Consider the following 21,951-nt stretch of genomic DNA (forward strand, 5'->3'; position numbering starts at 1 on the left):
GTGGCAGGAAGCGTTGCGGATGCGGTCCGGCGTGCGGGTAGCGGCGGAGCAGGATCTCGCGCACCCGTCGCGGACCGTCAGGGTCGCCGCCGAAGGCCAGCTCGGCGAGCTGGTGGGCGGCGGTCTCGACAACCAGCGCCTCCTCCAGGTTGAGCATGGACGTGGCTCCGACGCCGACGGTGAAGTGGCAGCGGTCGCGGGGCCGCACCGTGGTGGTGTTCACGGCCTGTAGGAGGCTGTGGCGCAGCCAGCGCGTGGACAGGCTGACCGGCGCGGTGCCGGCCGAGGTTTCGTGGCGCAGGCGGGGGTGGCCGGCCAGGTCAGCCAGCGCGCCGAACCGCCGGCTTGTGCTGGATACGACACAGTCCGGGTCCTCGGAGGTGAAGTCGTCGAATCCGATGGTGTCGGGCTGTCCACTGTAGATCGGCTCACCCCGGGTGAGCAGCGACCACAGCTCCTCCGGGGAACTCGCTCTGGGCAGTGCCAGTCCCATGCCGACGATGGCGATGGTGGTGTCCTCGTTCACTGGGCTCGGCCTCTCGGGTCGTGGTGGGACCGGTTCCGCACCGGTCAGCTCTCGTTCACGCGGTACAGCGGGCAGTCGGTGAATCGGCTGGCGGCGTAGCCGGCCATCAGGCGCGGCACGTCTGTGATGTGGTGGACGGTGTGCCGGATCGCGCGGTCAGCACTGGTGCCAGCGACGCTCGCGTGGTGCGGTGGGCTGGAACCGGGCCAGCACGTGTGTGCGCAGGCCGCGTACCCGTAGCAGCACGTCGCCGCCGGGCGCGAGGGCCAGCAGGTCTCCGCCCGCCGGGTCGCCACCGTCGTGGTGCAGCAGGGTGAGCTCGCCGAATGTGCGGGCGAGGTGGCTGTCGTCCTCGTCGGTGTAAAGGTCCAGCCGGGAGATCGCGGTAGGCACGCCGACAGCAAGCGTCACGGTGTCGTCGGGGTCGACGGTCTGTGCCCGGACGCGGAACAGGCAGTCGAGTGTGATGACGGGCAAGTGGTTGCGCCCTTCCCCCGGGGGCGGGAGAAGCCCGTTGAGCCGGGCCGTGGCCGACCCGCCGAGCGGTCGGGCGATCGGCCGCTCCAGCGCCCGGAACGCACCGCTGAGCGCTACCGGCGACCTCGGGTCCTGATAGGGGTCGAGCGAGTCCGTGCCGCGGGATGTCGGGGGAGCCGGCGCGGCCGGCCGGGAGCGTGGCCCGGGTGGCTGCAGGTGCACGACGGCGACAGCGCAGATCAACCGCTGTCCCGTGCGGCGTGGGACCGTCCCGATCTCGACCCGCACCCGGGTGACGCCCTCGGTCTGGTCGTCGGCGGTGTCATCGTGCATGGGGGTGGCCGCGCCCCAGATAGGGGGAAGGCTCCCGTCCGCGGTGACCCGCAGGTACCGGTCGAACCGGACGTCGGTGATCGCCGTGACCGCCAGACCGGGACGCGTCTTCGCGGCGATCTCGGCCGCGAAGTCGAGCAGCACGGCCCCTGGGGCGCTCGCCCGGCCGCGGATGAGGTGGGCCGCGAGCAGTTCCCGGTCCGCCGGGGTTGGTGTCAACCTCCACCGGTTCTCGCCGGCGGCGTGGTCGGGGTCCAGGCGGCTGACCCACCTTGACTGGTTCACCGCGCTCGGCGCGTCCTCGCCTAGGCAGCGGATCTCCCGCGCACCAAGGAAGTAGACCGAACGGCGGCGGGGGGCGGGGGCTGTGAGCTCGGCCATGGCGTGCGCGGTGCCCTCCTCGGTCGAAATCGCGCTCAACATGCCAAGCCGCTCCTGGACGGCTCGGGATATGGCGCTCGCGCCGAGGCCGGTCTCCGCCCAGACGGGCCAGCAGAGCGTGACCTCATTACCATCCTGACCATCCTGTTCGGACTCCGCGGCGAGGGCGAGGAATTCGTTGGCGGCGGTGTAGTCGGCGTCGCCCGCCATACCGAGCACGCTCACGTTCGAGCCGAAGTTCCACCACTGGCCGGGAGGCCTGGCAGAAAACGCTGCTTTGAGGTGGTGGTACCCCAGCAGCTTCGTGTCCCTGGTTGCCCTGAAGTCGGCCAGGGTTTTGGTGCTCAGCGCCGCCGAGTTCACCACCCCAGCGGCATTGATCATCAGGTCGACTGCGCCGTCGGTGGTGTGGATCCGTTCAGCGGCGGCACGCACGGCGGCGGGATCGGTGACGTCGCAGCGCAGGTAGTGCACCCGTTCGTCGCCGCACAGCGCACGCAGTTCGGCCAGGGTGGTCGCCGCCTCACGGACCCTGCGGAGGTGGTCCAGGCGCTGCTGGGCTGCGGGCACACCGAGTTCCGGTTCGCTGGCCAGGACATCGGCCAGGGCGGGGGCTGGGCCGCGGGCCGCGTCCGCGGTGATCTCCGTCGTCCCGAGGAGCCAGATGCGCGGTGCGGCCGTGCGGGCGATCTCGCGTACCACCGCCGCGGTGATTCCCCTGGCGCCGCCGACGGCCACCACGACCGAGGAGGCGTCCAGTGGGACCTCGCCGCGGCTGGGGACCAGCGGTCGCGGATCCAGCACCTCTTGCTCTCGGTCACCGGCCCGGTTCCTGGCTACCGGCGTGCCGCGAGCGAGCGCCGATTCGGCCTGCAAGCCCGCCAGGCCCGCGGCGACAGTCGGGGCGTCGCTGACGAGCGTGTATACGAGGCAGTCCGCGAGCTCCCTGCGCAGCGCCCGCAGCAGGCCGGTGAACAGCCCTCCATGTGGATGGGTGCGGCCGCCGGTAAACGGGTCCAGCACCAGCGCGGCGTAGCTGCCGCCGACGCGTAACCGGTCCCGGTGCGCGCTCGCGGCGAGGAATGCGAGGTCGTGCAGCCGCATCAGCGCGGCGTCTGGTGGGCGCGGCCAGGGCGTGTCGTGCAGCGACACGAGCACTCTGAGGTGGTCGGTAGCCGGTTCGGTGACCGACCGGGCCGCCTCGGCGGCGGGAACGGCGGGATCGGCGACCACCAGCCGAGCCCCCGCCTTCCGGACCTGGTCAGCCATCGCGTTAGCGAGCTGTGCCGACCCAGCCAGCACAAGGCTTCCCGGCGGCACTGCTGGTGTCTCGGTGCGCACCCGGACCGACCCGCCGGCCCGGAAGGCGCGGACGAACGGGGTGGTCTCCCGCCGCGGTCCGGTCGGTGCGTTCGGGGTCACCGCCAGCGCGACGCCGTCGCGCGGGCTGTCGGGGATGATGACCGCCGGTTGGTTCGCCCGCAGCGCCCGCAGCACGGACACGACGCCATCCGCGCCCAAGTACCTGGGGCCACTCTCCGGCGCACAGTCGATCCGGTGGCGGGGCGTGTCCTCGGCATGCGCGTCCACGGGCTGGATGGTGGCCAGCTTGGGCCAGCCCCGAGCCTGGGCGGTCGACTGGGTGCTGATCGCGATCAGGAACGCCCCCTCCGCGATCCGGTCCGGCTCGACGTCGGCGAACGCCGCGAAATCCCGCCCGCTGTTGGCGTTCACACCCAGCACCAGGACCAGGTCGGTGTCACCACGCAGGTAGCGGCACGCGAGCCGGACCGCGGTCAGACCGCTGTCCACCGCCAGCGTCGGGCCGTGCAAGTCGTGGCGGGCGGCGACGCGCCCGGCTACGACGTTCGGGAGCGTGCCTGGCGCGGTCTGCTCCTCGGTGGCCGGCACCCGGTCACACACCTCGGAGACGAACTGCGCACATGCCTTGGCATCGTCGCCGTCGAACGCGCCTTCGAGGTCGGTTTGATAGCAGCGCACCAGGTTGTCCATGGACAGCCTGGTCGGTCCTAGCTGGGCAGCCACCACCCCGGTCGTATCCCGCACCGACTCCCACAGCTCGCCGTGCTCCTCGGCGAACCGGGCAGCGACGCGTAGACCCAGCCGCTGGCCGTGGTCGATGGCTCGCAGCACAAACGGCGGCAACTTGGTCTCGGCGAAGCCAGGCAACGGCTCGTCCGGCGGAAACACCTGGTGCTCCGGTCCCAGCAGGCCGCCGTCCAGCAGGTCGGTGATCTCCGACCTGCTGGGAGCACCGGGCAGGACCGCGCTCCAAGCCACGAGCACGTACGGGTCGTGTGGAGCAGACCAGGTGGTGGTGCCCGCCTGCGTGGCCGCCGGCTGGTCCCGAAGCACCACGTGGGCGTTGGCACCGCCGAACCCGAACGCCGACACGGCGACGGTGCGTGGCCCGTTCACCCGCTCCGGGAACGCGACGGGCCGGGTGGGGACCGTCACGGGCGCGTGCCGCACCCGCTGGCTCGGGTGGTCAAGGGGCCGCTGGCCGGGAATGGCGCCCTGCCGCAGGGCGAGCAGCGCGTGGATCACCGACACCACGCCCGCGCCCCAGCCGGTGTGCCCGACAAGGGACTTGGTCGAGGTGCACGGGCACCCCTCACGCACGGCGAGGTCGGTCAGCGCGGACAGTTCCGCCGCATCGCCTGCGGGTGTGCCCGTGCCGTGCGCGAGGAGCCAGTCGATGTCGCCGGGACCGACACCGGCAGCGCGCCACGCGCGCTGGAGGCAGATGCGCTGTCCGTGCGGGTTCGGCGCGTAGATGGACTTTCCCGCGCCGTCTGACGAGGTCCCGGTGCCGGCGACCACGCCGAGGATGTCGTCGCCGTCGCTGAGCGCGCGGTCGAGGGTTTTCAGCACCAGCGCGCCCGCGCCGTCGGAGAACAGCGTGCCGTCTGCGGCGTCGTCGAACACCCGCACCCGGCCGGTGTGGCTGAGTCCGTTCAGCTTGGCGAACATCACGTTGAACCGGGGGGTGACGGCGAAGTAGCCGCCGCAGCAGGCGACGGTGCGTTCGCCACTGAGGAGGTCGCCGACCGCGAGGTCGAGCGCGTACAGCGACGACGCGCAGGCGGCGTCGACGACAAGCACGTCCGCGTCCGTTGGCAGCAGACCGGCCACCGCGCCGCGCACGGCCCTGTCCGGCAGCACCTTGCTCGGCTGGTCGCGAGCGTGGTGGTAGCGGCGGCGCAGTGCCGCGCGGAGTCGATCGACCTCGTGCTCGCCCCGGTCTCCCGCCATGCCGTCGGCGACGGTTTCAACCAGCGCGGTCTCCTCCATGGCCGGGTTACCGTCCACGAAACCGCCGACGACGCAGGACCAGCGGTCCTCCGTGCGTAGAGCGACTCCGGCCATCGCCTGCTCGACGCAGTGCCGTAGCCATCCCGCCGGGTCAGCGGGCAGGTCGGTCAGGTAGCCGCTGGTGCGAGCGTAGGTGCGGTCTGCGGCGGCGGGATCGGGGTGCCAGAACGACTGCAGCCGGTACCGGTCGCCCGGCTCGCCGAACACCGGCTCACCGGAGTTCAACAGCGCCCAGAACTCGTCCGGGGTGCTGGCGCCGGGCACTGCGATTCCCATACCGACGATTGCGACGTGAGGTGTGGAGGCGGTGCCGGGTGCCGGCTGTGCGGAGTGTGCGGGGAGATCCCGGCGCGTCATGCTGCCTGCCTCGACCGGAGTTCCCGCAGCAGGTCGGCGACGGCGGCGATGGTCTGGTACTCGGTGGGCTGGATATCGCCCGCGACGTCGGCGACACCGAAGTGGTCGAGCGCCTGGCTGAGTAGCGAGGTCTGTTTCAGCGAGTCGACTCCGAGGTCGGCTTCCAGTTCGGCGTCGTCGGTGAGCACATCCTGCGGGTACTCCAGGGCATCGGCGTACATGCGGCGCAGCTGTTCGGTGATCAGGTCCTCGACGGGTTCCTCGGCTCGCCGTGCGTCTCCGTCCTCGCGCGTGGCGGACGGCTTCGTCGGGGGCAGGCCGCTGGTGTGGATCTCGAACAGGGCAAGGATCTCTTCGCGCCCGGCCCGGCTGCGGAGCGGCGCCACAGTGGTCACTGGGGGCAGGCACTGCGCCAGCAGACCGGTCAGCACGCCCCGGGCTCCGCACTCCACGAACCGGGTCACCCCTCCGTCATGCAGTGCGCGCATCGAGGAGAGGAACCGCACGGGGGCCACCAAGTGCTCCACCAACAGTTCGCTGATGGTCTCCGGGGAGTCGATGAACCGTCCGTGCAGGTCGGAGTAGAACTTCGAACGCGGTGCGACGATCGGGATATCCTGCAGCCCGGTGGCGAACAGGTCCGCAGCTGCGCGCTGGGCGGGATTGTGGAAGGCGTGCGGAGCTCGCAACTTGGTCACCGTGACCTCGAGTGCCCGCGCGGCGGCCGTGAAACCGTCCAGCCGGCTGACCGGTCCAGACACCAGGCTCTGCCGCGGCGCGTTCTCACCGGCCAGGGCGAGGGTCCAGTCGTCCACCGCCGCGAGCAGGTGCTCGGTGCGCGTGGCACTCAGTTCGACTGCCACCATGCCGCCGTCGGGCAGACCGGCCCGGCGCAGCGCAGACACCCGCTCGCACACCATCCGCGTCCCATCCGTGACACTGAGTGCTCCTGCCGCGGTCAAGGCCGCGACCTCGCCGAAGCTGTGACCGAACACCACCTCGGGCCGCACGCCGTATTCGGTGTCCAGCATCGCGGCAAGCGCCACCGACGTCGCGAAGATCCCCAGCTGGATTCGGTCCGGGGCGTCCACCAGCATCGCGTCCAGACTGGGGCTGTCCGGATCGAGCACCAAGGGTGACACCGGGGAGTGCCCGTACTTGGCGGCCGCCGTGTCCACGGTGGTCAGCACCTCGTGGACGGCGGGCGAGCCGGCGACTTCAGCCAGTGCGCCGGGCAGGTAGGAACCCTGTCCGGGAAAGAGAAAGGCGACACGTTCGGACATCCGGATGACCTCGATCCCTGCGCTCGACGCAGACACTGAATGCAACTGATTGACTACTACTAGTAAGCGCATGCGGACGGGTCGCGCGCTAGGTCTAGATGGTTGATTCCTGGATCTTTAGTCGTAGGCGATCAGTGAGCGTTTGACGCGAGCATTGGTGGCCCAGTTGTGCCAGATCGCGGCGCCCAGAGCGAGGATGCGTTGGGCGCCTCGGGCCGCTACGCCATCTCCCGAACGCGGCACCCCGGCCAAACGCGAGCACGGTGTTGCCCGCGGCCGGTACCTGGCCCCGCCCGGCCCAAAGGCGGCCGCAAAGCCTTCTTCCTCGTTGTCGAAGGGCCACGCGAAGCTCAGGTGTAAGTGGTGGGCTGGGCGACGTCAGCGCGCTCGGCCAGCCAGACGCGCAGTGCCCCGGGGGCGGCCAGTGCTTTGTAGACGGTGGCGGGTGGCAACAACAGGGGTTCCGGTCTTCGGCGCGGCCGGTGACCGGACGCGCACGCGTTCCGGCGAGCGTAGGCCATGGATGGGCGGCGGCGCGGTCCGCGCAACCGTTAGATCACTGTGGTGACTACGACAGCCGCCTACCTGTCGAGGGCGTGCTCCCGGACAAACTATCCCGCGCCCATAACGGTCTTCTGTTCCGGGGCGGTACCGGCGGCGCGGTCAGTAGGGTGCCGCCGAGTTGTTCTCGGCCCAGAGCTTCTCGGCGTCGGAGTCTGCCGGGGGCGGCACGATCCCGTTGAGCATCCAGAGGTCGTCGCCGGTCGCGCGTCGATGTGGAACTCCCAGTGCAGCCCTGCGTTCCGTTCGAGATGGGGCTACCTTCCCGTCAAGCCACCGCTCGGTGTGAGCGAAGATGAGTTCGGTTCGGCGCGGCACGCCGTAAATGCTAAACGTGCCCCGGCATCATGCCGATCATGATTAGCCGGACCGCTCTGGCGGCGTTGGCCGCGATTCCTGCCGCTTTCGGGGTGGCGAGCGCGTTCTACCAGCGGTGCGCTGAACGCAAGGACAACCTGCGTTTCTCCGCTCCGGGCGAGTTCGTTGACATCGGTAATCGACGCTTGCACGTCATCCGTTCCGGTTCCGGCAGACCCGTGGTGGTTGTTCTGCCTGCGTTGAGTACGCCGGCCGTCGAGTGGGTCCGTGTGCAGCGTGCGCTGACCTCCTTGACCGACTCGACGGTGTTGGTCGTAGATCGGGCCGGGATTGGGTGGAGCGATCCGGCCCCGTGGCCGCGCACCCTCAGCACGATGGCCGACGAGGTCCATCAACTGCTGGCGGGCTTGGGCCTCAAGGAGCCGGTGATTCTCGTGGGGCACTCGGTTGGTGGTCTGATCGCGCGCCTCTACGCGGCGCGCCATCGCGAGCGTGTCGCCCAGCTGATCCTGGTTGACTCGAGTCACGAGGATCAAAACAAGCATCTCCATCGTTTCGACCGCACCGTCGGGGACGGCGAGCTCTGGAGAGGTGCGCTACGTTACCGACTACGTCTGCTGGGCTGGTACCGCTGGCGGAAACAGTTCTTCCGAGGTGACGAACTGGTACGCGTCGCGGCGCGAGAGGTTCCAGCGGATCTTGTCGACGCGCACATCGCCCGCGATTTCACCACCTCCCGGCGCAGGGCCGTCGTCCAGGAGTTCGGTCCAGATGGTGTGCCGGTCGAAGACGCTGGCTCGTGCCCGCGCGGCAGGGGTGGCGGTGCAGTCCCTCGCCGAGGTCGCGGACGACCCAGCCGCACCACCCGGCCTCTTCTTGGCTACGGCGCGATCGCGACATCCAGCATCGCGGCAGGTCCGCGGCTGCTGAGAACCTGCGCATGAGTCTCCCTCCTACGATGGGTGGCGTGAGCGGCTACATGAGACGTCGGGCTCACCGGTCGCGCGTGGTACGTGATCTGCTCCGTGCCCGCATCGTCGACGGCACCTACGCGGCGGGCCCGCTACCGGGCGAGGATGTCCTCGCCCGGTCGTTCGGCGTGGGACGCAACGTGGTCAGGGAAGCCCTTGCGCTGCTGGTGGAAGAGAAACTGCTGCGCAGGCGGCAAGGGCGCGGGACCCAACCGCTGTCCGATGTGGTCGTGCACGAGCTGAACTCGCTGCGGGGCCTCGCGGAGAACGATCCCGGCGCGCTGTCCAGCGTCACCTACCGGCACCTGCTGTGGGAGGTCGTGCCCGCCTCTCCCGCGCTCGCCGCCGAGCTGCGCCTCGCCGACGGCGAGCTGGTGTGCCATTGGGAGCGGGTGACCTTCGGGCCGAAGCCACTGACCCACTGGACATCGTTCCTGCCCACCTCGCTCGGTCTGCCCGATCCCGCCACCGCCCCTGCCGCCATCGGCACGTTCGAGTTCCTGGAGGAGAACGGCGTCGCTGTCGGCTGGGCCTCGGTGCGCACCGGAGCAACGCGGGCGGACACCGCCATCGCCGAGCTGCTGGAGGTGGAGCCCGGCGATCCCGTCATGGTGCAGCACCGGCACACCTACCAGTACGACGGCGCGGTCGTGGAGGTCGCGACGGGCTACTACCGGCACGACCAGATCTACCTGCTCAACGACTATCAGCGCACCACGTCAGGCGCCCTCTCCAGCGGCGGCACCGGACGCCGGATACTCGTCGACGACACCCCGGCGACCCCGAGCACCACCGCGGCGGCGCCGACGATCAACAGCGGAGCCGTCCACGAGCCGGAGACACCCAGCGCGAACCCCAGCAGCACGGGGCCGGCTGAGCCGACGGCGTAACCACCGCCCTGCACGAACGCGGACACCCGGCGCGCGTACCCGCCGGAGCCCCCGATCCGGACGACCGCAAGCAGTACCGCCGCGAACGCGGCGCCGTGCCCGGCACCCGCCACCAGGGTCCACACCCACCACAACCCCGGCGCGAGCACGAACCCGGCCGGGAACACCATCCACGCACACGCTGCGAGGGCGAAACACGCCCGCAGCGACAGGCGCCTCGACAGCGGCAGCGCGAGCAACGGGCCCAGCACGCCGGCAAGTTGGAACAACGACGCGGCGCCCCCCGCGCTGGCTGTGGTCAGCGCCAGCTCGTCACGCAGCATCGTCGGCAGCCACGAGGTCGTGCCGTAGTAAGCCAGCGTCTGACCGCTGAATGCCAGCAACAGCAACCACGCAGCCCGATCCGTGCGGAGCCGCCTGCCCGGCGCGGACGGCACCTCTCGGTCCGACCCCGCCGGGCCTCGTCGCCACAGCGCCCACCCGAGCGCGGTCATGGTCACGAGCAGATACGGCAGCGTGATCGCCACCTGCCACGACGAGACCGCAGCCAGCGGTGCCGTCGCCAGTGTCGCGGCGAGGGAGCCGATGTTCATCGCCGTCACGTACGACGTGGTCAGCGCGCTGCCGGCGCGCTCACTGTGTGTGCTCGCCACGATCGGCAGCACGACATTGGCGACTGCGATCGCCACCCCGAGCAGGAACGTCCCGGCCAGTGCGGCCGTTCCGCTGCCGAGCACACGCACGACGAGCCCGGCGAGGACGACCACGAACGACTGGACCAGCGTGGTGTGCGGGCCCCACCTCGCGACGGACAGTGAGGCCACGAACGCGAACGCCCCGAAGCACAACACCGGGATGGTCACGAGCAGTGAGACCTGCCAGCCTGTGAGCCCGAGATCCGCGCGCACGTCCCCGAGGACGGGCGCGACGGCGACAACGGGCGCGCGCAATGCGAGCGCGGTGATCGCGGAACCGGCGAGGTCGGACCGGATACGGCGGGCACCCGGCCCGTCACCATCCGCCATGCGGCGGCCTCCGGCCGTGGTGGTCGGTGACGCGCTGGATCCCCTCACCCACGGCCAGCAGGGTGTCCTCGGACCAGGCCGGGCCGATCAGCTGGGCCCCGACGGGCAGGCCCGCGTCGTCGAACCCACACGGCAACGACAGCGCGGGCAGGCCGGCCATACTCGGCAACGCCGTGAAGCGCATGTTCGCCACCAGCACGTCCTCGTCGCGGCCGTTCAGCGTGATGACGCGCTGGCCCGAGCGTGGCGCGGTGAACGGTACGGTCGGCGTGACCAGCACGTCGAGCTCTGCCCACAGCGCCGACACCATGCTCGCCAAGTGCGCGCGGTAGCGCTGCGCCTGCACGTACTCCACCCCGCTGAAGACGTGCCCCGCCTCCAGTTGCGCGCGAACGTCCACCCCGAATCGCTCCGGGTGCTCGCGGATACCGCGTGCGTGCACCGCGCTCGGTTCGCAGGCGTCCACCACGATCTGGGCGTCCACAAGGACGTCGAGTCCCGGCAGCCGTACTTCCTCGACACGGGCGCCCTGCTCGGTCAACGTTGTGAGCAACCTGCGTACGGCCCGTTCCACACCGGCTTCGAGCCCGGTGAGCGTGTAGTTCTCGACCACCCCCACGCGCAGTCCGCGCAGCGACGGTGGCCGCGCGGGCGCCGCCTGCCCAGTGATCGCGTGGTACACCGCGGCGCAGTCGGCGCTACGCGGGGCCAACGGCCCCACGGTGTCCATGGTCCACGCGAGCGGGACGACACCGCCGGTCGGTACGCGCCCGATCGTGGGCCGCAGGCCCGTGAGCCCGGTCGCCGCGGCAGGTAGGCGTACCGAGCCGCCCGTGTCGGTGCCGAGTGCGGCGAGGCTAGCCCCGACACTGACGGCGACGGCCGAGCCGCCGCTCGACCCCGCGGGAATCCGGTCCGGGTCCCACGGGTTGCGGCACGTGCCGTCGTGCGGGTTGTCCGTCGTGCCGCCCCAGGCCAGCTCGTGCATCGTGGTCCTGCCGACGATCAGTGCGCCTGCCCTTCGCAGCGCGCCGAGCACGGGGGCGTCGGTGCCGGCGGGCTCGGCTCCGAGCACCGTCGAACCCGCCCGGTTGGGCCTGCCTGCCTCGGCGATGTTGTCCTTGACCGACACCGGGATCCCGTGCAGCGGCCCCAGGTCGTAGCCGTTGTCGAGCAACAGTTGCAGTCCGCGGGCCGCCGCACGGGCCTGCTCCTCGTGGACGGTCACGAAGGGCACCAGGTGCGCCGCCGCCGAGGCCCGCTCCAGCGCCTCCTCCACCAGTGACGGCACAGTGACGGCACCGGAGCGCAGCGCTGCCGCGGTCCCGGCGATATCACGTAGGCGCTCACCGGTCACGATCGCTCCCAGCCGGGAGGAACAGCGTCGCGGGCTCGGTGTCCATCGGCAGCGTCTCGACGAAATCCGCGACGCGCCGCGCGGCGTCCCGCCACTGCGTGCCGAGTTCCACCGGGCTGGGAAAAGCAGCTTCGTCCGGAGTGGACGGTGGGTGCTCCCTCATGCGCCGACGCTTTCCTTTGCCCTGGTCGCCAGCTCGGTGTTGACGTTGTTCTCGTAGCTGGTCGCCTCGGAGGGATACTGCTCGACGTTGCCGATTGCGGCGGCGATCTCGAGGTTGTGGTCCCAGGCCTGGTTGGTCACGAGCGCCGTACTCGGGTAGCCCTTGGCGGCGATGTTGCGTTCCACGGCGGCGCGCACGGTCGCCGGGTCGATCTCGGGGAAGTACTTCTCCGCTGTGGTCACCGCGGCCTCGGGGTCGGCGTAGATCGACCGGTAGGCCCGTTCGAAGGCTGTGACCACGCTCTGCGCGGTCTCGGGGTTCGCATTCAGGTACCGGGGCGTCGAGGTCAGGCTGGAGAAGGCGAACGGGTACCAGTCCTCGTTCGCAGAGAACGAGTACACGATGTGCAGGCCCTGCTGCTCACCCTCGCTGATCTGCGGCTCGACTGCGAGCGCGTAGTCGGCCTGCCCGCTCGCGACGGCTGCGAGCTCGTTGCCGATCGCGACGTTGACCAGTTCCACGTTCTGCAGCCCGTTCTGCTCGATGAGGTGTGTCATGAAGGCCCAGGTGGTGTCGGGTTCGGGCCCTACGATGACGCGCTTTCCCTCCAGTGTGGAGAGATCGTCCTGAACTGATGTGCCGTCCTTGCCGAGAATGAAGACGGTAGGTGCGTCCTGCACACCCGCCACTACCACGCCTTCACCGCCCGACTCCCGTGTCTTCGGGACGAAGACCGGGTCCTGGATGGAGAAGTCTGCCGAGCCGCCGAGGACGGCCGACCAGGACTGCGTTCCGCCGCCGCCCGTGCTGATCTCGACGTCGACCCCTTCGTCCGCGAAGAAGCCCTGGTCCTCAGCGACATACAGCGGGAGGTACAGCAGTGACTGGAACGCCTGGTTGATCCGCACCGGACCAGAACCGTCCGATCCGGACTGTCCACCTGGTCCGGTGGCGCAGGCGGAGAGCAGCAGCAGCGCTGAGACGGCACCGACGAGGGTGCGGCGCAGGCGGTGAGTAATGGTCATTTTCCAGCCCTTTCCCAGGCGAGAACGAGACGTTCGAGGAGATTCATCAGGAAGGTGAGGACGAGCACCAACACCATCACCACCGCGAGTCCGGCGAGGACGATGTTGACGCTGAAGTTGGAGCTACCTAGCAGGATCATGTGGCCGACTCCGGCGTCGGAGGAGATGTACTCGCCGATGATCGCGCCGACCACGGCGAACCCGACGTTGAGCTTGAGGGCCTGCACGATCCACGGCATCGCACCCGGCACGACGATCTTGCGGAAGATCTGTCCCTTCGAGGCACCGAACGAGCGCATCAGGTCGATCTGGTCGGTGTCCGCGCGCTGCGCGCCGCGGTAGGCCGAGGTGAGCGACACGACCACGCACGAGAACGCGACGATCATGACCTTCGACAGCAGGCCGGTTCCGAACCAGATGATCGTCATGGGCGCGATGGCGAGTACCGGGATGGCGCCGATCGCGGCGATGAACGGCGCCGTGAGGTCGGCGACGAAGCGCGAGTACCAGAGCGCGAGACCGAGCACCGAACCACCGACCGCGCCGATGACGAAGCCGATGGCGACCTCGGTGATGGTGATCAGGATGTCGGACCACAGCTCGCCGCTGCTGATCCGCCTGCCCAGCGTCTCCAGCACGGCGCTGGGGCTGGAGAACAGGAAGTCGTTGACGACCCCGGCCCTCACACCGAGTTCCCAGGCGCCGAGCAGTGCGACGACGATCGTGATCTGCAGGCAGGCCAGGAGAAAGTGGCGGTTTCGCGTCACCGTCCGATCCTTGCGCTGGCTCCCGCCGCGACGGCGGGCGCGTCGATGCCGCGCCAGATCCGTTCGTAGAACTCGTTGAAGCGTGGGGACATTCGCCGTTCCTCGATTCTGGTCGAGCTGACGCCGAGGTCGACCTCGATCTCCTCGACGATCTGGCCGGGGCGCGCCTTGAGTACGTACACCCGGTCGGAGAGCGTGACGGCTTCCTCGATGTCGTGCGTGACGAACACGACGCAGCGCGAGGACTCCCTGACCATCGCCAGCAGCTCGCTCTCCAGCTGGATCTTCAGTGGATAGTCGAGCGCCTTGTACGCCTCGTCCATGAGGATCACCTCGGGATCGAGCAGCATTGTGCGCATCAGCGCGGCGCGCTGGCGCATGCCACCGGACACCTGCGCCGGGTAACGGTTCTCGAACCCGGCCATGCCATAGGCGGCGAACAGCTCGCGGGCCCGCTCGGTGGCTTCCTTGCGTGCCACGCCGCGCACTTCCAGGCCGAGCACGACGTTGCCGAGCATCGTCCGCCACGGCAGCAGCAGGTCCTTCTGCAGCACGTAACCGATCTCCGGGGACGTCCGGCCGGTCGTCGTTCTGCCGTGGACCAGTACGTCACCGCTGCTGGGCGGCAGGAGCCCGGTCATGACGTTGAACAGGGTCGACTTGCCACAGCCTGACGGGCCGACGAACGAGACGAACTCGCCGCGCCTGGCGTGGAAGTCGATGTCGCGCAGGACCTCGTTGTCGCCGTAGTTCTTGCCGATACCGCGGGCTTCGATGGCGTGGGCCATGCGGTCACCTCCGTGTCATGGTGCTGTCGGACCGGACTGGCAGTGGCCGGTAGTCCTTGAGGAAGGAGTAGCCGAGGTAGCCGACAGAGCGGGCATGCCTGATCTCGCCCGCGATGTCGACTTCGGCGAGTGTGAATCCCTCGTGTGGTCCCGTGTCGGCTCGTACGCGGCCGTCGGGGGCGACGACGCGGCTGAAACCCGGATAGTGGAAGTCGCCCAGCTGACCGACGAGGTTGGCGCCGACGAACCACGTCTGGTTCTCCAGCGCGCGGGCGCGGGTGAACAGGTCATAGTACTCGACCATGCGGTCGTCGGCAGGGCGTGCAGCGCCACCCTCCAGAGCCCACGCCGTCGGCAGCACGAGCAGGTCGGCGCCGTCGAGCGCGAGGGCGCGGGCGGACTCGGGAAAGCAGGCGTCGTAACAGATCAGCAGCCCGATCCTGCCGAGCGGGGTCGGGAAGACGGTGCTGTCCTGGCCGGGATGGTAGATGTGTTTCTCATCGCCCGGTTGGTGCACCTTGCGGTACCGGCCGATCAATCCGTCTGGTCCAATGAGGACGGCAGAGTTGTAGAGCACCTCGGGGCGATCCTCGTCACGTTCGGTGAGGCCGAACACCACGTGCACGCCGAGCCTGCGCGCGGCCCGCTCGACGGCCTTGACGCTGGGCCCGTCGCGCACCCGTTCGGCGTGCTCATGCTGGTAGGCGACATGGTCGAGGTCGTAGCGCGTGAGGCTCGGCAAGTAGCCCTGTAAGCATTGCTCCGGAAACACCACGAGATCGGCGCCGGCCGCTGCCGCCTCGTCGATGGTCCGCAGGATCACCGACAGGTTCACCCTGGGATCATGGACGGCGCGCATCGCCACCGACGCGATCTTCGTGCTGACCATCGAGACACCCTTCGTTCTCTGGTTCCGCCTGCGCACTCGGCGCGTGGAGAAAACGGTAGGTGCGTTCCGATGACACCCGGGTGTCCAGCCGTAACGCGACAGTTACGCCACCTGGCCCGGTGCGGGATCTGGGCCCGGCTCAAGGAAAATCGTTCATGGCGCGACCGGAAACGCCACCTGGAGGGCGGTTCCGATTCCATGATCTGGGACGGCGGGCGGGAGCTGTCCGATATGGACGCGGATGGGGCCTAAGGTGCCAACCATCCGGCAACTCAGATCAGCGAGAAAGCAACACAGCCTCACCGCCGGCGAGGACCAAGACCTCTCCGAGGTCGAGTGGGGTCACGCTGTAGACCGGTCCCAAGGTGATGTACGCCCCGCCGTTGGGTTCGCCGGTCGCCGCATCGGTCACCCGAACCCAGCGGGAGCGGTCCGACGCGCCGGCGGCCAGGCGGTCGATGCCGGATACCCCGGAAACCGTCACGGCAGTGTCGCCGGACAGCCAGACCTCTTCTGCCCGCCACCGTTCTTCGCCCGTGCGCGTGTCGTACACGGCGCCCTTGCTGAAGAGGTAACGCCCCCAGGACCGGGCCAGCTCGCGGCCCTCGTCCCCGGTCGTGTCCAGGTACCCGCCCTGCCAATTCAGCTCCGTGACCGTCCCGGTCGCGGTCCTCAGGCTGAACAGCCGGATCCCTTCCTCACCGCCGCGACTGCCTGGCTCTCGCCACGACCAGATCAGCACCCGTTCCGGGTCCACCAACCAGACCGTGCCGCACGTGCCTTCTGGTGGCCCGTCCGGCCAGCGCACCTGCGGGCCGCCGATCAGCGCCACCTCAGCGCAACTCGGCCAGTCGCTGTGCATGGCCGCATCCCCGAAAGCGAAGGGAACGCCTCGGTCATCGGTCTGGACGGTCTCCGCGACGACCTCGCCGGTCGCGGCCGACACCAACTGCCATGTCGCGGGCGTTGCCGCAGTGCCCGATGGGTAGCCCCACATCGGGATCACCGGGATCAACCGGGTGGTGCGCAGTGCACCTGGCCGCCGCGCTGGTTCCTCGGTGAACGACACGTTCCCGACTCGGCCGAGGTCCGGGATCGTCCACTTCGGAGTTCCGTCGGTGAGGGCAAGCGCCGTGAGCGTGGATACTCGGTTGGTGCCCTCCACCGCCACGACCGCGACGCCCGCGCCGATGTCGACGGTCACCAAGGTGTGCGAGTCCGTCTTCTCCCACATCACCCGGCCGCTCCGGTCGCGCAGCGCCAGGTAACCGTCCGCGCTGGCGACCACACCGCCGGGGACGAGCGCGGCACGCTGCTGCCAGTCCACTCGGCCGGCGCTCTGGTCCTCGCCGGTCGCCCGGTCCAGCACCGTCAGCAGGCCGTCGTCCTCCACGAGCACCCGATCGGCGTCATAGTCCAGCACCGTGTCGGCGTTGGACGCCACCACCCACCGTGCGTCGGCACCGCGGCGCGCCGACCAGGCCGGGTACGCCAGCACCACGCCGACGACCAGCACCAGGACGACCACCGCCGCCGCGCCGACAAGAAGCTTCCCGCGCCGGGACCAGACCACCTTCACAGCACAGAAGACTAGACCACCCCGCATCGCGATGTGGCAGATTCGGCTCAACTGTCACGTCGGCGAGATACCGAGGAAACCGGTGCTCAGGAAGCCCCGGCAACCAGGGTCATCGGCCTGGGAACGGGGCTTCCGCAACCACAACGCATCATCGGCATGCCTCTGGTCATGGCCATGGTGACGGCTGTCGTGCGGTCGTTGACCTCGAGCTTCTTGAAGATTCGTTGCCAGTAGGTCTTGACGGTGGCTTCACTGAGGGAGAGCTCGCGCGCGACGCGGGAGTTCGTCTGGCCGGCGGCAGCCCGCCGCAACACCTGTATCTCGCGCCGGCTCAGCCGGACGGCGTCGGGGCCGGTGCGCCGCATACTCTTGGCGAGCTGATCCACTGTGGAGGAACGGAATCTCGACTGCTGCACGGCCGCAATGATCTCGCGGGACAACTGCTCCACGGATACCTGCCACGGCAGCGTTGCCACAGCGCCGGTGGAGAGCAGGTCGATCACGAGCGGTCCTGGCTCACCGATCGTGAGAACGGCGACCGTGTCGCCCACCGCTTCCCTCATCTCGGTGACCAGGGCCAGTGTGTCCCGGTGAGTCGTGGTGATGACGGCATGAGGTCTGGCTTCGCGCACCAGGTCGACGGCGCGAGGCCGACCATGTGCGGTACCGACGACGTCGATGAGATCGCAGGCATTCAGCCCGACGATCATCCCGCGCGCGATGACCGAACCGTCGTCGAAGACGAACACCTTACATCGAGGGCGATCGGAAGAACGCTCGGAACCTCTGTCAACCGCAGCCTTGAACACCTTGCCCCCATTTCTACCGCTCTTTCAGGACCGTTCGAAAAACAGTTGGAAAACGTTGTCTGTCTCGGTGTGACGAACAGCTGTCGTGGGCTCGCAGATCGCCAGTGAGCTGACGTCGGTGACGCCGGCGGCCACCTCCGCAAAACTGCTGAACCCTATGCGGTGCCTGACTTCCACGTGGTTCCCACATACGCTCTCTGCGAGCCACTCGACCTCGTCGGTCGAGTACCACGCGGCCATCTGGTCGCGCACATACCGGATCTCGTCTCCGGTCAGGGCCGGAGCGAGGTAGGCGGCGGCCGCGTGCTCGGTGTTCGGCCGCAACAGGTCGAGGACGTAACAGAGGCCGCCCGGCGAGAGCCGCCCGACACAGGCATGAAGGCCACCGACCACATCGGGCCACAGGCCGACCGTGAGGTGGACGAGAACGAGGTCGGCCTCACTGACGCGGTCGGCCACCGCGGCATCGAGCAGGTCCTCCGCCGCGTGCCGGTACAGGCTGATCCGGCTGTCGTGGCCGAGCAGTTCCCGCGCCGCGGCGATCGCCGCGTGGGACGGATCGATGCCGGTCAGCTCCGTTCCCGGCAGCAGGTCGGCCACGAGCCGGAGCGTGTCGCCCCTGCCGCAACCCACTTCGAGCACCTGCCGATGGCTCCTACCCAGAGCTGCGAGCGCGGTCTGGACGGCCCGTGCCGCGAATACCGGTGTCACCCTCCTGTCGTAGGCGGAGCTGATCGGAACCGTGGCTGGGTGATCTTCAAGCAACGGGACGGGCACGTCGTGGACCCCGAGGGGGATTTCAACGAGACCGTGCAGAGCTTCGACGACCACATCTCGCTGTATGCGAACCCAGAGCTGGTTCCCGAGACCGAGTTCCTCACCTCGAATCCACGTCGCGTTCCGCTGGCGCAGATCCCGTCCCTTCCGGACGCCAACCCGGGTGTGCTGCGGGACGAGCTGATCGCCCGGCTGCACGGCGACGGTGTCGACCTCTACGCGGTCGACACCACCAGCCCCGACGTCGCGGAAGCAGGCGGGCACGTGGTCAAGGTCTTCTCCCCCCAGCTGCAGCCGCTCGACTCCGGTTATCGGCGGCGGTTCCTCGGCGGGCGGCGAATGTGGGACAAGCCGGTGGCGCTGGGCCTGGTGCCGGCCGAGGAGGCCGGCCGGGTGAACCCGCTGCCTCACCCTTTCCCGTGAGCCTTTCCCGCGAGCCGACAAGGAGCTGCTATGGCCGAACGAGTCACCGTCGACAGCGCCAACCTCGTGGACATCGTCTACACAGGTGGCGGGGTGCCGGGCATCGACGATCCGGCTGAGAACTACTTCGAGGCGTCGAAGCTCTATCTCTCCAGCGCACAATGGGACGTACCTGGTGCGCAGGCGCTGGAACGGTCGCACGAGCTGCGCGCGATGACGACCCGATCTGCGCGCTGCTACGCCAGCAGGCCCACGATTCCGTTGCCGGAGCGGGCACCACTGACCGGAGCACTGTCCGATGTGCTCACTGCGCGGCAGAGTGCCGACGCGTTCGGCGATGCCGAGGTGGAGCTGCCGGTGCTCGCCAGCCTGCTGTTGCAGACCTATGGCATCACTGGCTGGGACAGCGGTCGCGCGCTGCGACCGACACCGTCCGGCGGTGCGCTGTACCCACTCGACATCTTCGTCGTCGCGCAGCGGGTCACGCAGTTGCGCAGGGGAGGGCTCTACCACTTCGACCCCTTCCGCGAGGTCCTCGCCGATCTCGGTGACGTGGATCTGGACCGCATGTGCAGCGGCCTGAACCCACCGGGCCTGCCCGCCACGGCCGCGATGACCATCGTGCTGTCCGCGTCGTTCTGGCGTTCTCGCTTCAAGTACGGGCAGCGCGCACTTCGCTTCGCGTTGATGGAAGCAGGACACCTCGCACAGAACGTCCTGCTCGTGGCTACAGCGCACGGTCTGGCGAGCAGGCCGGTGGGCGGCTTCCTCGATTCGCGGCTCACCGCTGCTCTGCCCGACCACAACGGGGTCGACGACGCACCGGTGTACGCGCTGCTCGTCGGTACACCGGCCCGTTGATCCTCGTGGCGGCCCTGGTGCTGGCGCACTTGGGCCTGCCGTGGGCGCTGCGCGCCCTGGCCGCGGGCCGGACCGGGCTGCTGCCGACGACTGTTCGCCGCCGACCGGTCGCGGTATACGCCTGCGCCACGATCGTGCTCGGCCTGCTTGCTGTGCTGGCGAGCCAAGATGTTCGATGGCTCGGCCCGCATCCGGCTGTGGGGCTCCTGGCCGCGGTGGTGATCGGCGTGTTGCTGCCACTGGCGGTGGCCCGGCTCGCCGGTCGCCCACGACGGCCGTTCCGTCGCTCCGCAAGGCCAGGCGAACTGATCACGCTGGCCGGCAGCGCCGCCGCGGAGGAGGTGCTCTGGCGGTTCGCGGCGCTGGCGGTGCTGAGGGCCATGGGCCTGCCACTCGTTGCCGCCGCAGCGGTGGCTCTCGTCGGGTTCGCCGTGCTGCATCTCCCCCGGGGAACCACACGGCAGTTGCCCTATCACCTGTTGACGGGAACGATCCTGACCGCGCTGGCGCTCACTGCGGGGCTGGTACCCGCGATCTGTTGCCACATCGTGCACAACGTCGTGCTGCTCACCTCGCCGCGACGGGGTCTCCCACCTCCGAAGGTGACAAGGCCGCCCTCCCTGCCCCCGACCCAGGGATGGAACACCTGACACGGGCTCGCCCATCAGGACCACTCGACTGGCCATGGATCGTTCAACACCCATTAGGTTGGTTGATCATGATGCCAACGCCATCGGGTCTGGCGGGGTGGCGTCCCAGGGGTTCGGCCAGGTGTGAACCGTATGCAGCGTGTTGCGCCGGGGTCGGCGCTCGGGGTCGATGTGGGGTGGGGGGATGTACCAGGGAATCCCGTTGATCATGCGGATTTCCCAGTCGCTGTGGTGCACCACCCGGTGGTGATAGGCACACACGAGGGTGAGATTGTCCAATGTGGTCGGTCCACCGTTACTCCAGTGGACAATGTGGTGAGCCTGCGACCACTTGGCCTTACGGTCACAGCCCGGGAAGCTACAGCCGCGATCCCGGTGGATCAGGGCCCGCCGGAGGCTTCGGGGAACCGTGCGGGTCGTCCGCCCGACGTCAAGGACCTCGCTGGCGGTACCGAACACCATGGGAGCGGCTTTCGCGTCGCAGGCCATCCGCCGGATCTGCCCCGCCGACATCGCGAGGTGACCGTCCACGAGGCCCTGGCCGATGCCGGTGGTGAGCTGGTCCAGGGTGGCCGACACCAGTAGCGTGACCGGTTCCCCCGCCTCGGTGGGTGTGTCCGGACAACGAGCCGCGAGGGCGAGGATTTCGGCGAACGCATCGCCGTAGCGTTCGTCCCGACTCCGCAAATCCGGGCCGTCGTCGCTGGATCGGGGCGCGGTCAAGGGGGATAGGAGGTTGGCCAGGAGCGCCCCGGCTTCTTTGTCCAGTCCGAATGTTCCGGTGACTCCGTTGACGGTTTCGTGGAAGTCCAGCCACCGTTTCGGCCGTACCAACTCCTCCTCATTCGGCTCGACGCCATCGGGGTCCAACCGGTCCCGGATCTCCCGCCCGAGCCTGGCGATGATCCGGGGCTCGCTCACGATTGCGGCTTCGCAGAGGATTTTCTCCGCCATTGCCCGGTCTTCGTCGGTAGCGTCAAGCGGTAGCTGGAGGATCGCCTTATGGATGGCCTCCACGTGCTCCGGCCCGATTGCGCCGTTCCGCAGGGTGTCCGCGGTCATGGCCAGTTCCGCCGCGACCGGCGCACCCGAGGTCGTGACCGAGGGCAACAACGCGCGGGCGTGGGCGACCATACGCCGCGCATCGATCGGGTTGAGGTTGAACATCTCCCGGACCAACGCCCCTATACCGGAATAGCCATGTGTGGTGGGCAGCCCACGCGCCTCGACCTGCGCGATCAACGCCAACTCCTCGGCATAGGAATTCCGCCGCCGCTGCTCCTTCTCTCGCAGGGCGGCCAGAAGCTCCTTGTCTCCCAACGACATCGGGGAGGTCACGCTCTCGCACACAAACACAGCCTACCACAATACTCGAACATGTGTTCGATACATTTCTGCTGGGATG

The 21,951-nt window shown here is 69.1% G+C and carries 19 protein-coding genes and 2 pseudogenes; 5 read left to right on the forward strand and 16 right to left on the reverse strand.

Going from position 1 to position 21,951, the window contains the following annotated elements; all coding sequences use genetic code 11:
• The 5 genes and pseudogenes from ABZ863_RS32240 to ABZ863_RS32260 form a co-directional block, all read right to left on the reverse strand.
• Positions 1-526 (reverse strand): beta-ketoacyl synthase N-terminal-like domain-containing protein (locus tag ABZ863_RS32240; protein WP_358543283.1); only part of this gene is annotated, 526 nt, incomplete at its 3' end.
• A gap of 156 nt (positions 527-682) precedes the next feature.
• Positions 683-5,410 carry an SDR family NAD(P)-dependent oxidoreductase gene (locus ABZ863_RS32245; protein WP_358543286.1) on the reverse strand — a complete coding sequence of 1,576 codons (4,728 nt, stop codon included), beginning with the start codon at positions 5,408-5,410 and terminating at the stop codon, positions 683-685.
• Positions 5,407-6,693 carry an acyltransferase domain-containing protein gene (locus ABZ863_RS32250; RefSeq protein ID WP_358543288.1) on the reverse strand — a complete coding sequence of 429 codons (1,287 nt, stop codon included), beginning with the start codon at positions 6,691-6,693 and terminating at the stop codon, positions 5,407-5,409. Before ABZ863_RS32250 ends, ABZ863_RS32245 begins: the two co-directional genes overlap by 4 nt.
• Before the next feature lie 117 nt (positions 6,694-6,810).
• Positions 6,811-6,921 (reverse strand): annotated as a pseudogene (locus ABZ863_RS32255) (IS982 family transposase); the annotation flags it as partial.
• Positions 6,922-7,356: 435 nt separating this feature from the next.
• On the reverse strand, positions 7,357-7,572 hold the full coding sequence (locus ABZ863_RS32260) for a tautomerase family protein (RefSeq protein WP_358543291.1): 216 nt from the start codon (positions 7,570-7,572) through the stop codon (positions 7,357-7,359).
• A 65-nt stretch (positions 7,573-7,637) separates the two neighbouring features.
• Between ABZ863_RS32260 and ABZ863_RS32265 the strand changes: the two genes are divergently transcribed.
• The gene (locus ABZ863_RS32265; protein ID WP_358543294.1) at positions 7,638-8,516 is read left to right on the forward strand and encodes an alpha/beta fold hydrolase; all 879 of its coding nucleotides are present in this window, start codon (positions 7,638-7,640) and stop codon (positions 8,514-8,516) included.
• A gap of 35 nt (positions 8,517-8,551) precedes the next feature.
• Positions 8,552-9,217: pseudogene (locus tag ABZ863_RS32270) on the forward strand (GntR family transcriptional regulator); the annotation flags it as partial.
• A 32-nt stretch (positions 9,218-9,249) separates the two neighbouring features.
• Here the strand turns inward: ABZ863_RS32270 and ABZ863_RS32275 are convergent.
• The 10 genes from ABZ863_RS32275 to ABZ863_RS32320 form a co-directional block, all read right to left on the reverse strand.
• Positions 9,250-10,458, reverse strand: coding sequence for an MFS transporter (locus tag ABZ863_RS32275; protein ID WP_358543297.1), 1,209 nt, complete (start codon positions 10,456-10,458; stop codon positions 9,250-9,252).
• The gene (locus ABZ863_RS32280; RefSeq protein ID WP_358543299.1) at positions 10,445-11,815 is read right to left on the reverse strand and encodes an amidase; all 1,371 of its coding nucleotides are present in this window, start codon (positions 11,813-11,815) and stop codon (positions 10,445-10,447) included. Before ABZ863_RS32280 ends, ABZ863_RS32275 begins: the two co-directional genes overlap by 14 nt.
• Positions 11,805-11,978 (reverse strand): hypothetical protein, encoded by a 174-nt coding sequence (locus tag ABZ863_RS32285; RefSeq protein WP_358543302.1) that lies wholly within the window; start codon positions 11,976-11,978, stop codon positions 11,805-11,807. The genes ABZ863_RS32280 and ABZ863_RS32285 overlap by 11 nt, the downstream gene beginning before the upstream one ends.
• Positions 11,975-13,003 (reverse strand): ABC transporter substrate-binding protein, encoded by a 1,029-nt coding sequence (locus ABZ863_RS32290; RefSeq protein WP_358543305.1) that lies wholly within the window; start codon positions 13,001-13,003, stop codon positions 11,975-11,977. Before ABZ863_RS32290 ends, ABZ863_RS32285 begins: the two co-directional genes overlap by 4 nt.
• On the reverse strand, positions 13,000-13,770 hold the full coding sequence (locus tag ABZ863_RS32295) for an ABC transporter permease (RefSeq protein WP_358543308.1): 771 nt from the start codon (positions 13,768-13,770) through the stop codon (positions 13,000-13,002). Before ABZ863_RS32295 ends, ABZ863_RS32290 begins: the two co-directional genes overlap by 4 nt.
• Positions 13,767-14,558, reverse strand: coding sequence for an ABC transporter ATP-binding protein (locus tag ABZ863_RS32300; RefSeq protein WP_358543311.1), 792 nt, complete (start codon positions 14,556-14,558; stop codon positions 13,767-13,769). Before ABZ863_RS32300 ends, ABZ863_RS32295 begins: the two co-directional genes overlap by 4 nt.
• 4 nt (positions 14,559-14,562) lie before the next feature.
• Complete coding sequence (locus ABZ863_RS32305) at positions 14,563-15,447, reverse strand: carbon-nitrogen hydrolase family protein (RefSeq protein ID WP_358543313.1); 885 nt, start codon at positions 15,445-15,447, stop codon at positions 14,563-14,565.
• Between the two features lie 277 nt (positions 15,448-15,724).
• Positions 15,725-17,026 carry a hypothetical protein gene (locus ABZ863_RS32310; protein ID WP_358543316.1) on the reverse strand — a complete coding sequence of 434 codons (1,302 nt, stop codon included), beginning with the start codon at positions 17,024-17,026 and terminating at the stop codon, positions 15,725-15,727.
• An 86-nt stretch (positions 17,027-17,112) separates the two neighbouring features.
• Complete coding sequence (locus tag ABZ863_RS32315) at positions 17,113-17,835, reverse strand: response regulator transcription factor (RefSeq protein WP_358543318.1); 723 nt, start codon at positions 17,833-17,835, stop codon at positions 17,113-17,115.
• A 24-nt stretch (positions 17,836-17,859) separates the two neighbouring features.
• A complete protein-coding gene (locus tag ABZ863_RS32320) occupies positions 17,860-18,546 on the reverse strand; it encodes a class I SAM-dependent methyltransferase (protein ID WP_358543320.1) in 687 nt (228 codons plus the stop codon).
• A 39-nt stretch (positions 18,547-18,585) separates the two neighbouring features.
• Here ABZ863_RS32320 and ABZ863_RS32325 point away from each other — a divergent pair, with 39 nt between their 5' ends.
• Genes ABZ863_RS32325 through ABZ863_RS32335 form a run of 3 tightly spaced genes read left to right on the forward strand, consistent with a single transcriptional unit; the run spans position 18,586 to position 20,546 of the window.
• On the forward strand, positions 18,586-19,035 hold the full coding sequence (locus tag ABZ863_RS32325) for a YcaO-like family protein (protein WP_358543323.1): 450 nt from the start codon (positions 18,586-18,588) through the stop codon (positions 19,033-19,035).
• A gap of 30 nt (positions 19,036-19,065) precedes the next feature.
• Positions 19,066-19,896, forward strand: coding sequence for a SagB/ThcOx family dehydrogenase (locus ABZ863_RS32330; RefSeq protein WP_358543326.1), 831 nt, complete (start codon positions 19,066-19,068; stop codon positions 19,894-19,896).
• Between the two features lie 5 nt (positions 19,897-19,901).
• Positions 19,902-20,546, forward strand: coding sequence for a CPBP family glutamic-type intramembrane protease (locus ABZ863_RS32335; RefSeq protein ID WP_358543359.1), 645 nt, complete (start codon positions 19,902-19,904; stop codon positions 20,544-20,546).
• Positions 20,547-20,612: 66 nt separating this feature from the next.
• Here ABZ863_RS32335 and ABZ863_RS32340 read toward each other — a convergent pair whose 3' ends face one another.
• Positions 20,613-21,896: a DUF222 domain-containing protein gene (locus tag ABZ863_RS32340; RefSeq protein ID WP_358543328.1), complete on the reverse strand. Its 1,284-nt coding sequence runs from the start codon at positions 21,894-21,896 to the stop codon at positions 20,613-20,615.
• Positions 21,897-21,951 lie beyond the last annotated feature (55 nt).

Origin of the sequence: Saccharomonospora sp. NPDC046836 (assembly GCF_040645195.1) — a bacterium.
Lineage (GTDB): Bacteria > Actinomycetota > Actinomycetes > Mycobacteriales > Pseudonocardiaceae > Prauserella_A.